Origin of the sequence: Fodinibius salipaludis, from assembly GCF_002287075.1 — a bacterium.
In the GTDB taxonomy this organism is placed as follows: Bacteria; Bacteroidota; Rhodothermia; order Balneolales; family Balneolaceae; genus Fodinibius; species Fodinibius salipaludis.
The window spans coordinates 54,284-66,609 of the sequence record NZ_NSKE01000002.1 but is presented as its reverse complement, the minus strand read 5'-3'; the positions used below and the strand labels follow the sequence as shown (position 1 = coordinate 66,609).

Sequence of the window (12,326 nt, the reverse complement as noted above, 5' to 3'; positions counted from 1 at the left end):
TAGCATATCTTGCGTAAAGTTGTTTTCAACTTTAACAAAAGCTTTTTCCATATGAAATTTTCTGTCTCTATAATGATATCAGTGCTGTTATTGGTCGGGGCACTGTCTGTAGAAGCTCAAAATAACGAATATAATTTAGATCAGGATTATGGTATCGCTGCAGACGGAACGGTCTTTTTGGATAGCGATGATGCGGATGTTGAAATAAGGTCCAGCGATCGGTTTGATGCCAATGTTAATGTTTATCATCGTGTTGATGTAGATGGAATTGAGTGGGGATCTGAAGATGATTTTAAGATGAATGTAAAACAACGGAACGGAGATCTTTACATAGAAGAAGCCGAGCGTAACAATACCAATTTTCGCTTTGGAAAGGTTGAGAGGGAATACCGAATTACTATTGAGATTCCCAGAGGGGTATCAATAGATGTAAAGGGCGACGATGGAACGTATAGCATATCTGATGTTGGAGGAGCAATCAATATGGTTGCAGATGATTCTGATATCAGCGTAAGAAATGCTACCGGAGAAGATTTTTCATTCAAAATTGATGATGGTGTTGTCCGGATGGATAAAGGGCAGGGTAAACTTGCGGTAACCCTTGACGATGGAGAGTTTCGAGTAGATAACGGACGGTTTAGCGAAATTGATGTTCGGGGAGATGATGCAGCCCTATATTTCGGCACCGGATTATCAGATGCCGGAAAATACTACTTTAATATAGATGACGGTGATATGGAATTAGAGATTTTAGATGGAGGTGGCAGCATTGATATAGCTCATGATGATACTGATATCAATACTTTTGGAGCATTCTCTAAAATAAGTGGTGAAGAGGAAAGAACCGTTTATAGACTGAATGGGGGACAGGCTAAAGTCGAAATTGAGAGTGAGGACGGAGATATCGTATTACGATCTAGCGAGTAGTAGTTTAATATTATTCAGAATTGCCTGTGACTGGACTCGTGTTGGTATTAAAGGAATTCTAATTTTCCATCTTCCTAAAATATAGATCAAGCAGTTTTTGTGCAGCTTTAAAAGAACTTATCTCCCCATTTAATACTTGCTGTTCAATCTGTTGCTGTTTCTTTTTTACGGCGGGATTATCATAAAAATGCTCAGTAAGTCTATTGGAAATAGTGTCGTACATCCAGTGTTTGGCTTGGCGGTTTCTATTGTCTTCAAAGTAACCATTTTCCTTGGTCTGCTGCATATATTCCTGTACCATCTCCCATATTTCAGAAATACCCTGATCTGTTAAAGCAGAACAAGTGGTAACTTTTGGACTCCATCCCGACTTGGTTTCGGGATATAGATGCAGTGCGTTTTTGTATTCCCTTACTGCCTGGTTGACCGCCTTTTCACTGGCTTCGTCAACTTTGTTGATCGCAATGGCATCCGCCATTTCCATAATGCCGCGTTTGATTCCTTGAAGCTCATCGCCGGCCCCGGCCAGCATTAATAGCAAAAAGAAATCGACCATCGAATGTACGGTCGTCTCGGATTGTCCAACGCCCACCGTTTCAATAAAAATAGTGTCGAAGCCGGCAGCTTCGCAGAGATAAATGGTTTCGCGTGTTTTACGGGCAACACCTCCCAAGGAACCTCCTGTAGGTGATGGGCGAATAAATGCGTTGTCATTGGTGGCAAGCGTTTCCATACGTGTTTTGTCACCAAGGATACTGCCCTTGGTGCGTGTGCTGCTTGGATCAATGGCTAACACCGCTAATTTATTTCCCTGATCAATGATGTGATTGCCGAGCGATTCAATAAAGGTGCTTTTACCCACACCGGGTACGCCCGTGATTCCTAATCGTATGGAATTACCCGTATCGGGTAAGCATTGCTCGATGATATCCTGTGCCAGTTCTCGGTGTTCTGTCTTGGTGCTTTCTATAAGCGTAATGGCACGACTTAGAATGGTTCGGTTACCGGACTTGATGCCATCGACGTACTCATCCAGTGAAAGAGACGAGCCTTTATTTTTAAAACGTTCCAATCCCTTTCTGTTGATAGCGTTGTTTTGTTCAACACCCTCATTTACCGAGAGGGAAGGGTTGTTATTTTTGGTTTCGTCAGACAAATTTAAAGACAGTTAAAAACCCTGCCGGTTTTGGACCCCCGCAGAATTTAATGAGAATGAATTAGTTTTGAGCATCAATTAATATCTCCAAAATCTGTTGGGCGGCAAGCGAAATAACTGTGCCGGGTCCAAAAATACCGACAACCCCCTTATCATATAAATACTCATAGTCCTGTTCCGGAACTACGCCGCCAACAATTACCATGATGTCATCACGGCCTAATTTCTCAAGTTCGTCAAGTACTTGCGGAACGAGTGTTTTATGACTGCCGGCCAGGCTGGAGACCCCCAAAATATGCACATCATTTTCGGCCGCTTGTCGTGCGGCTTCTTCGGGTGTTTGGAAGAGCGGACCGATATCCACATCAAAGCCGAGATCGGCAAAACTTGTGGATATTACTTTGGCGCCGCGATCGTGGCCGTCCTGCCCCATTTTTGCTACCATAATACGGGGACGTCGTCCCGCGAGCTCGGCAAATTCATCGGCCAGCTGTTGCGCTTTTTTAAAGTTTTCGTCTTTATCTATCTCTGAAGAATACACACCTGATACGGATCTAACGGTTGCGGTATAACGTCCGAACGCTTTCTCCATAGCATCGGAAATTTCGCCCAATGTTGCACGCTTGCGAGCTGCTTTAACTGCCATATCGAGTAGATTACCGTCACCGGTATCTGCCACTTTTGTAATAGCGTCAAGCGCTGATTGTACTTCTTCTTCATTGCGTTCTGCTCGCAGCTTTTCGAGCCGATCTAACTGCGCCTTTCGGACTTTCTCATTATCAACCTCAAGAATGTCAATCGGCTCTTCTTTGTCAAGCTGATATTTGTTAACGCCTACAATAGTTTCTTTGCCGGAATCGATACGGGCCTGCTTTTTGGCAGCTGCTTCCTCGATCCTCATCTTCGGCACACCGGTTTCAATGGCTTTAGCCATACCCCCAAGCTCTTCCACTTCTTCGATCAGCTCCCATGCACGACGTGCAATGCGGTCAGTCAGGTATTCCACATAGTATGATCCTGCCCAGGGATCAACGGCTTTAGTGATGCCAGTTTCTTCCTGAAGATACGTCTGTGTGTTGCGGGCAATACGGGAGGAGAAATCAGAAGGCAAGGCAATGGCTTCATCGAGGGCATTGGTATGCATCGATTGTGTGTGTCCGAGTGCCGCGGCCATAGCCTCAATGGTTGTACGTGCTACGTTGTTGTACGGATCCTGCTTGGTGAGGCTCCATCCCGATGTTTGACTGTGGGTACGTAGTGACATTGACTTGGGATTTTTGGGATCAAATTGTTTTACCAGCTTTGCCCAAAGCATGCGGGCGGCACGCATCTTGGCAACCTCCATAAAGTGATTCATCCCAATAGCCCAGAAAAACGAGATGCGGGGAGCGAATTTATCTACATCGAGTCCGGCTTCGATTCCAGTTCGCAGATATTCGAGTCCGTCAGCAAGGGTATAGGCCAACTCAATATCAGAGGTAGCACCGGCCTCCTGCATGTGATAGCCGGACACCGAAATGGAATTGAATTTCGGCATGTGCTGAGAGGTATACTCAAAGATATCGCCCACTATGCGCATCGACGGCTTGGGCGGATAGATGTAGGTGTTGCGCACCATAAATTCTTTAAGGATATCATTTTGTATGGTACCTGAGAGCTTCTCTTTGGATACGCCCTGTTCCTCTGCCGTTACAATATAAAACGCCATGATTGGGATGACAGCCCCGTTCATGGTCATGGAAACCGACATCTCATCCAGCGGAATCTGGTCGAACAGTACTTTCATATCCAAGATGGAATCGATAGCGACCCCGGCCTTTCCAATATCCCCGGAAACGCGCGGATGATCGGAGTCATAGCCCCGGTGTGTAGCTAAGTCAAAGGCTACGGAAAGCCCTTTTTGTCCCTGAGCCAGTGCCTTGCGATAAAATTCATTAGATTCTTCAGCGGTCGAAAATCCGGCGTATTGGCGTATTGTCCACGGACGAAAGCAGTACATGGTGGAGTACGGTCCACGTAAATACGGCGGGATCCCGGCTGCATAGTCAAGGTGCTCAAGATTTTCGATATCAGCCTTAGTGAACTGCGGCTTAACGGGAATTTGCTCAGCTGTTTGCCACGATTCGTTGTCATTTCCTTTTTGATCGGCAGAAATCGAAGCATCGAAATCTATGTCAGAAAAATCAGGTCTCATAGTTCAATTAGGAATTAAGAATGAAAAATTAAGAATGGGGTAATCCCAATTTAATTTTTCATTTTTCATTTAAAATTATCCCAAGTTTTTGTTGAAATCGGGTCAGTGTTTCAATCACATTGCACTTCGAGTAAATAAACTCATCAATGCCGGCTTCTTTATACTTCTTAATATCTTCTTCCGGATATCCCGCGAGCACTAAAATCGGTGGATCATCAAGGTTAGAAACCGCATCCGCAATAGCCGGGACGAGTTCCTTGTATTCCTTATCCGAGCTACAGATCACCGCAATATCAGGTTGTTCTTTTTTAATGGCATCAATAGCTTCATCCACATCCCCAAAGCCAATAGGGTCTTCGATATCATAGCCGGCACAGCCGAAGAAATTGGAAGAGAATGTTGCACGTCCCTTGCGCCATTTTTTATTACCCAGCGGCAAATTTAAAACCTTGGGTGTAGACTGGTGGTTTTCAGTAGCCAGGCGAAGCTCTTCAAAAGCTTGGGGACCTCTATAGGGTGCCACCGTTCGGTATTGCTGACGGCCTAAGTCAAATAGCTTGTTAATGATATCTGCAATGTTAGCTTGTTGTGAAAAAGCATCACCCAGATATTCTACAAGGTTTTCAGAATCACTTTCTATGCTAATGTCTTCGGATTCGCGGAGGGCTCTTGTTTGTTGGGTTCCGCCGATATCATCGCTCCTGTTTTCGTCAGCATTAGTGTACTGGTTCGTACCCACAAATGTACGTCCTCGTTTGGCAATGGACTGATTGCGCTGTTCTTGCGATTGCTGAATAGCTGATTGCACCGTTCCGTTTTCAATGGCTGTAAATAGTCCGCCTTCCGTTTCAATATCTTGAAAATTTTCCCAGGCCTTTTCAGCAATTTCTTCAGTCAACGTTTCGATGTAATACGAGCCGGCAGCCGGATCTTCAACTTTATTAAAATAGGCTTCCTCACTTAGAATTAGCTGCTGATTGCGGGCAATGCGCTGTGAAAACTCATCGGGCTGACGGAAGTGCTCATCGAATGGCAAGACTGTTAAGGAGTCGCATCCCGCAATAGCGCCGGACATACCCTCGGTGGAGGTACGAAGCATATTGGTATATGGATCGTAAAGTGTTTTATTCCAGCGCGAGGTTTCTCCGTGCAAATAAGCTGGATTCTCTTCCGGGTCTACACCGTAAGCTTCAATAAGATTCTTCCAAAGCAGCCGGGCAGCACGGAATTTGGAAATTTCCAGAAAATAATTTGAGCCGATTGATAAGCTAACGGACAATGACTGTACGGCATCATCCAGATTTATTTCACTATCGGATAGTATCGCTAAATATTCTGATGCGGAAGCTATAGCATATCCCAATTCCTGTGCAATGGTAGCACCGCTGTTGTGAAAAAATCGTGCGTTAACGCCCAGCGGCCGAATAGCGGGCATATGTTCTGCCGAAAATTGGGCAATATGGAAAATGTCGCGCTCAACCTCTTTCCGTTTTTTTGAATATTGTCCGTGTTGAAGAAGGTATACAAACGGATCGTAGCTGAAGGTTGCCCGGACTTTTTTGGGATCGATATTCTGAGTCCGAACTTCATTCCAAAGCATAGACAGTAGGGAAGGTGAAGCTATGCCCGCATCAAAATGTAGAGGCGTATTTTCTAAGGAAATTTTGTCTAAAAGTGTTGTGAAGTCGGATTGGTTTTGAATAGGTAATCCCTGGATATCGCCGCCGAGCATCCCTTCTGTACGCCGAATATTTATTTGAAACTGCAGGGCATTAGCCCCGCGATCGAGTGCATTGCGAGCCGCTTTATTAGCTTGGGGGATATTATCCTCGTAAATGGGTTCGCGTATCTCCCAGCTGTTGGCCCCGGTGCGCGAATATGATTTTGGAATTGGAGCTGTACGGTCGAGATCAGAAATATCCTCACGTCGGTAAAACGGAAGTGGTTCAACGCCTTCGCCGGTTTCCCACCGGAGTTTTTCTTTATAGTCGGCGCCTTTTAAATCCTGCTTAATTACTTCTTCCCATTCCTCGGTTGATACGGGAGGGAACTCATCGAAAAGAGACTGCTTGGTTGTATCGGAGTTGCTCATAATACGGATTTCGTCTTGATTATAACGCTTGAAAATAATGAGGTTGTGGTTACTTTACTAATATGCGTCAGGAAATGTAACCGGTTTCAATTTAGGGCCGAATTTTTAAAAACGAATCGCTATATTAAGACTGAAATTTTGAACCCAATTGAATATAAAGAAGCTGTTCCATGGAAAATGTAGACCAACAGATGCCCGCACTAACAACGCTAACTGAAGATGAAAAGATGCTGCAGGATGCGGCACGAGATTTTGCTGAGAGCGCAATTAAGCCCAAAGTACAGGAGATGGATGAGAAGGCGAAACTGGATCCCGAACTGGTGCAGCAATTTTTTGATATGGGATTGATGGGAATAGAAATTCCCGAAAGTTATAGCGGGGGCGGCGGATCTTTTTTCATGTCGATTGTAGCGATTGAGCAAATTTCTCGCGTGGATGCTTCGGCGGGTGTTTTTATGGATGTGCAAAATACATTGGTCAATAATGCTTTTCTAAACTTCGGAGGTGATGATATAAAGGAGCGTTATCTGCCACAATTGGCTACCGAAAAGGTAGGTGCTTATTGTTTGTCGGAGGCCGGTTCGGGCAGTGATGCTTTTGCATTGAAGACCTCGGCCAAAGAGGAGGGGGATCATTATGTACTGAACGGTTCTAAACTGTGGATTACCAATGCTAATGAGGCCGATATCTTTTTAGTATTTGCAACGGTAGATCCCGGTGCCGGATATAAAGGGATAACAGCATTTATTGTTGAGCGTGATTTCGAAGGATTTTCGGTATCAAAAAAAGAAAATAAGCTGGGTATTCGTGCGAGCTCAACCTGCGAAATTTTGCTGGAAAACTGCAAGGTTCCGAAGGAAAATGTGTTGGGTGAAGTCGGAAAAGGCTATAAGGTTGCAATGGAAACGTTGAACGAGGGTAGGATTGGCATTGGGGCACAGATGATTGGTGTTGCCCAGGGAGCGCTTGATGCAGCGCTGGAGTATACTCAGGAGCGCGAACAGTTTGGGAAAGCGATTTCTGACTTCCAGGGTGTGCAATTTCAACTGGCAAAAATGGCAACGGATATTGAAACGGCTCGATTGTTGGTTTATAATGCTGCACGGATTAAAGAAAATGGCAATAAATTTCTGAAAGAAGCGGCTATGGCCAAGTACCATGCATCCGAAGTTGCTGAGAATGTAACTTCTCAAGCTGTAGATCTGTTTGGGGGATATGGTTATGTGAAAGAATATCCTGTTGAAAAGTATTACCGTGATGCGAAGATCGGAAAGATTTATGAAGGTACTTCCAATATGCAGCTGAATACTATTGCTAAACTGTTGCTAAAATAGGAGCTGTTGAGGCTCTCTTTATGTAAACCTTGGGGGGTTTTGGCTTCCTAAGGTTTTTTTATGATCGGCAGTAAATCCAGTTTATTTTAATGTTAAAGTACTTTTTAGCTAAAATTCTTTAAGAAAAGTGGAATTTTTCGGAATGATTGGGATTTGTATTCTTGTTGATTAGAAGTATTAAAAGCAAGGTTGGCACATAAATCGCCCATTATCATCTATTAAACAAGGATTAAGTAAATTTTTTAATATGGAATCACCAGATACTAATGCACTCAAAAAATGGTGCAAGGATGAAGAGTCATTCAAAAAGGTTAAATCATTGGTAGAAAATATTGTCGAGGAAGGCAATGAACTGGAGAAGAGATTAGGTCTCCTTGAATCGGCCATACGCAGTGACTACGATTCCATATTGATTACAGAACTTACTCTTGAAAAACCGGGACCCAGAATTGTATATGTAAATGATGGGTTTTGTGAGATGACAGGTTACTCTAAGGAAGAAGTCATTGGAAAAACTCCGCGTATTCTCCAGGGACCTAAAACCGATCGTGATGTGCTGGATAAATTAAAGCGGCGATTGAAGGAGGGAAAATCCTTTTTTGGTCAGGCTATTAATTATCGCAAAGACGGATCGGAATTTGTTAACCAGTGGGATATTCATCCATTGACTGACAAAGAGGGCAATATAACGCACTGGGTTTCCTATCAGCATGATATTACCAAACGTAAGCGTGCCGAAGAGCAGCTTGTTGATCAGAAAGTGGAATTTGATAAGCTACGCGAAGAATCAAAGCGTACTGTAGTAGATATTGATGTGCAGGGTAATATTGTGATGGCAAATAAGGCATTCCGTGAACTTGTTGGCTATGGCAAAAATGAACTAAAACAGATTAAGATTTGGGATCTTCTTCCTGATAAATATATGAGCTCAATAAAGGGGCGTTTTGATAAGGAAGATGAGGATGCCTACTTCAATGATCAAGAATTTAAGGGTATTATCAATCATAAAAACGGATTTCCAATCCAAGTTAAGGGAACGACGTCAATTTTAGATCTTAAGGATCAAAAATTGATTCGGGCAGAGATTGAAAATATTTCGCTTAAGAAGCGGATTATGGATACGCTAAAAAAGCGAAATAAATACTTTGGCCGGGTGGTACGTCAGGCCTCTGAGTTTTCATATAAAGTTGGGCTTAAAGATGAAAAACCTGTTTTTAAAACAGTTTCGGAAGAATTTCCGGAAGTAACAGGGCTCTCTGCTGATGCGGTTATTGGAAAGACCGATGCCGGTAATTTTATTCATCAGGATGACCTTGAAAAGTTTAACTCTCATCTGCAAAAAGTTTTCAAGGGAAAGGAATCGACTTGTGAATATCGTCTCAAGAATAATAAGGGGGAATTTGTTAAGGTTTTAGATTATGGCAAGCCTGAATGGGATCAAGAGAATAAGAATGTGGTAACGGTATGTTGTGCCGTTTCGGTCGATCCGGCCTACGAGAAGTCAAAAGTATAACCTTATATTTACTATAGTTATTTGTATTTTAGTGATGTTGCCTATAATGATAAATATTGAATGATGGCTGATATCCACGAAATACAACAACAAATAATTGATGAGTTTAAAGCATTAAGCGATTGGACCGAACGCTATAAGCATATCATTAAGCAGGGCCAAAATTTAGGGTCGCTGGATGAAGAACATAAGGTTGAAGAAAACTTAGTACGTGGGTGTCAATCCCAGGTTTGGCTACATACTGAGCTTGAAGATGGAAAAGTAATCTTTGAGGCTGACAGTGATGCTGCAATTACAAAAGGTCTTGTAGCACTGATGGTCCGCTTCTATTCTGGTCAGACCCCCGAAGACATTATAAATACCGATCCTACCTTTATTAAAAAAATTGGGATGGAACAACATTTGTCACCTACCCGTTCAAATGGTTTGGCCTCAATGGTTAAGCAGATGAAAATTTATGCTATGGCTTATAAAACCAAGATGCAAAAAGGGAAAGCAAAGGCTTAAATCAGTATTTTTTGTTAGGTTCTTTTAATATCATTATATAGCTGTTTTCGTTTTATTATTGTTGATTATTCGCTTGTTGCATTATTATAAATAGCTGTTACACCGCATGTATTCATTGTCGAGCATTAAAAATATTGCCTTTGCCAGAGATCTGGTTCAAGATAAGATTGAGCAGATTAATAAGACTGGCATTATTGTAATGCACAATGTGTCGTTTTCGCTGGCGGCAGTAGCTATTCTATTCTTAATTGCGTTTCGTTTGAATGAATCTGTTTCGCTGTCGTGGTTTTTTATGAGCATTAGTGTGGCATTTGTGCTCATTCCCGTATTGGCACGTAAAGGGTTTGAAAATACGGCCAAATTTCTTCTGTTAGCTTATATAAATGTTTGCATACTTATCTTAAGTTCTGTATTTGGCAAAGAGATGTTAATACAGGCTTTTTACCTCCCTGCCTGTGGTTTAGCTATTTTGTTATTTGATAAAGACCATCAGAAATTGCGTAATATTGGGATAGGTATGGCGGTAGCATGCTATATTGTACTTGATTATGTGATTTTTGATCAGATCCACCTTTCCGCCGATGAAGGAGCCATTATAAGAGGGAGTATTTTGGGAGCGGCATTTATAACCACTTGGCTAACGTTTAATAAATTTTCGGAATCAAAAGAACTGGCTGAGGAAGAAACTCAAAAACTACTTAAAAAAACACAATCGCTTAACAAGGAGCTGATTGAAAAGAAACAGCAGTTGGAAGAGAATGTTGAACAGCTCGAAAAGGCAAAGCAAAAAGTGGAGGAGGGATCAAAGGCAAAGTCTGAGTTTTTGTCTACGATGAGTCACGAAATTCGCACTCCCATGAATGCGATTATTGGAATGACCAATTTATTGGAGAAAGATAATCCGCGCGAAGATCAGCTTGAGCAGCTCGAGATATTAGATTTTTCGGCTAAAACCTTGCTCTCCTTAATTAACGATGTGCTTGACTTTACAAAAATTGAATCCGGGAAAATTGAGTTTGAAAACGTAGCCTTTAACCTTAGGGATTTATTAAATGGAGTATTAGAGAGTTTCCGTTTTACAGCCGAAAAGAAAGATGTGCCGCTGTATCTGGATTTTGATGATAAATTGCCAGAAACTATTGCCGGTGACCCGAATCGACTAACCCAGATATTAAATAATCTCGTCAGTAATGCAGTAAAATTTACCGAGGAAGGGAGTGTAGGGGTTGTTGTGGAGCTAAAAGAACGCAACGAGGGTAAATTGAACATTCAATTCACTATTACTGATACCGGTATCGGGATATCCGAAGATAAACAGGAGGAGATTTTTGAAAGTTTTACCCAAGAACGAAGCGAAACTTCTCGTGTTTTTGGTGGCACTGGATTGGGGCTTACTATCAGTAAAAAATTGATTGATCTACAAGGTGGTAGTATTGATTTGGAAAGTGAAAAAGGTAAAGGGAGTACGTTCTATATAGAATTACCCTTTAAAACCAAAGAACATGCCGATGAGCAGCGATCCAGCCTGCGGAAGAATGAGGAAAAAATACCAGAGTCGTTACACGGGACAAGAATAATGTTGGTTGAAGACAATGCCATCAACCAGAAAGTAATGATTCGATTCCTGGAAAAGTGGGATATAGAGGTTGTACTTGCCGAGAATGGATACGAGGCAGTTGAAAAAATGAAAGAAAATTCAACTATCAATTTAGTACTGATGGATCTTCAGATGCCGGAAATGGATGGCTATGAAGCAACGCAGAGAATTCGAGGTTTGGAAAATAAGTATAAATCCAATGTGCCTATAATTGCTCTTACGGCAGCAGCTTTACAAGAGGTTAAGGAGAAGGTTTTTGCTTCGGGGATGAATGACTATTTGACAAAACCTTTTAACCCACCTGACCTTAAGAAGAAGCTGGAGTTTTATATTTTGAATAATGCGTAGGTAGCGTTACGCTTTTAGCGTGAATCCTACTTTTATGATAACCTGCCATTGGGCAACGGTGCCATTCTCAATAGAACCCCGTGTTTCAATAACCTCAAACCATTGCATATCGTCTACAGTTTGTGAAGCTTTTTCTATGGCATTTTCAACAGCTTCCTCAAGCGATTTATCAGAAGTACCTGTTAACTCAATACTTTTATAGGTATGGTTTTCCATTGGAATAAAATTTTATAACAGTTGATTTTTCGTAATATATAGGAACTTCCAGCAATAAAAAAAGCGCCACCGGTAAGGCAGCGCTTTTTTAAAAATAATGATATCTGACAAATTATATTATAATGGAATCACCTCTTGTGCTTGTAGTCCTTTTTCGCCTTCTGCAACAGTGAATTCCACTTCTTGGCCTTCTTCTAACTTTTTATAGCCTTCCATTTCGATTTCACTGAAATGAACGAATATATCTTCGCCTTCTTCTCTGGTAATGAATCCGTAACCTTTGCCGTTATGGAACCATTTAACAGTTCCTACTTCACGTTCTGCCATGATAAATCTCCGAAAATTTTTACTTCTTGTGCTACTTAAATGTTTAATAACGCCTTGCTAACGCAATAAATGGCGCTTAAGAGCCTAAGTATAGTATATTTTTTGGGGATTCCCT

10 protein-coding genes are annotated in these 12,326 nt (G+C 42.1%); 5 read left to right on the top strand and 5 right to left on the bottom strand.

Features of this window, described 5'->3' with window-relative positions; genetic code table 11:
* The first annotated feature begins 51 nt into the window (after positions 1-51).
* Positions 52-927: a DUF4097 family beta strand repeat-containing protein gene (locus CK503_RS02685; RefSeq protein WP_095605254.1), complete on the top strand. Its 876-nt coding sequence runs from the start codon at positions 52-54 to the stop codon at positions 925-927.
* A 58-nt stretch (positions 928-985) separates the two neighbouring features.
* Here CK503_RS02685 and meaB read toward each other — a convergent pair whose 3' ends face one another.
* The 3 genes from meaB to CK503_RS02670 all read right to left on the bottom strand — a co-directional run bounded on the left by meaB (position 986) and on the right by CK503_RS02670 (position 6,369).
* Positions 986-2,083 carry a methylmalonyl Co-A mutase-associated GTPase MeaB gene (gene meaB, locus CK503_RS02680; protein ID WP_095605253.1) on the bottom strand — a complete coding sequence of 366 codons (1,098 nt, stop codon included), beginning with the start codon at positions 2,081-2,083 and terminating at the stop codon, positions 986-988.
* A 61-nt stretch (positions 2,084-2,144) separates the two neighbouring features.
* Positions 2,145-4,277: a methylmalonyl-CoA mutase gene (gene scpA, locus CK503_RS02675; protein ID WP_095605252.1), complete on the bottom strand. Its 2,133-nt coding sequence runs from the start codon at positions 4,275-4,277 to the stop codon at positions 2,145-2,147.
* 58 nt (positions 4,278-4,335) lie between these two features.
* Entirely contained in the window at positions 4,336-6,369 is a 2,034-nt protein-coding gene (locus CK503_RS02670; RefSeq protein ID WP_095605251.1) for a methylmalonyl-CoA mutase family protein, read from the bottom strand.
* A 170-nt stretch (positions 6,370-6,539) separates the two neighbouring features.
* On the opposite strand from CK503_RS02670, the gene CK503_RS02665 reads away from it, so the two are divergent.
* The 4 genes from CK503_RS02665 to CK503_RS02650 all read left to right on the top strand — a co-directional run bounded on the left by CK503_RS02665 (position 6,540) and on the right by CK503_RS02650 (position 11,668).
* Positions 6,540-7,703: an acyl-CoA dehydrogenase gene (locus tag CK503_RS02665; protein WP_095605250.1), complete on the top strand. Its 1,164-nt coding sequence runs from the start codon at positions 6,540-6,542 to the stop codon at positions 7,701-7,703.
* 247 nt (positions 7,704-7,950) lie between these two features.
* Entirely contained in the window at positions 7,951-9,216 is a 1,266-nt protein-coding gene (locus tag CK503_RS02660; protein WP_095605249.1) for a PAS domain-containing protein, read from the top strand.
* 63 nt (positions 9,217-9,279) lie between these two features.
* Positions 9,280-9,723: a SufE family protein gene (locus CK503_RS02655; RefSeq protein ID WP_095605536.1), complete on the top strand. Its 444-nt coding sequence runs from the start codon at positions 9,280-9,282 to the stop codon at positions 9,721-9,723.
* Positions 9,724-9,829: 106 nt separating this feature from the next.
* Positions 9,830-11,668: an ATP-binding protein gene (locus CK503_RS02650; RefSeq protein ID WP_095605248.1), complete on the top strand. Its 1,839-nt coding sequence runs from the start codon at positions 9,830-9,832 to the stop codon at positions 11,666-11,668.
* Between the two features lie 6 nt (positions 11,669-11,674).
* Here the strand turns inward: CK503_RS02650 and CK503_RS02645 are convergent, their stop codons facing one another.
* Together CK503_RS02645 and CK503_RS02640 are read right to left on the bottom strand one after the other, a co-directional pair.
* Positions 11,675-11,884: a dodecin gene (locus tag CK503_RS02645; protein WP_095605247.1), complete on the bottom strand. Its 210-nt coding sequence runs from the start codon at positions 11,882-11,884 to the stop codon at positions 11,675-11,677.
* 117 nt (positions 11,885-12,001) lie between these two features.
* A complete protein-coding gene (locus CK503_RS02640) occupies positions 12,002-12,211 on the bottom strand; it encodes a cold-shock protein (RefSeq protein WP_095605246.1) in 210 nt (69 codons plus the stop codon).
* Between the last annotated feature and the right edge of the window lie 115 nt (positions 12,212-12,326).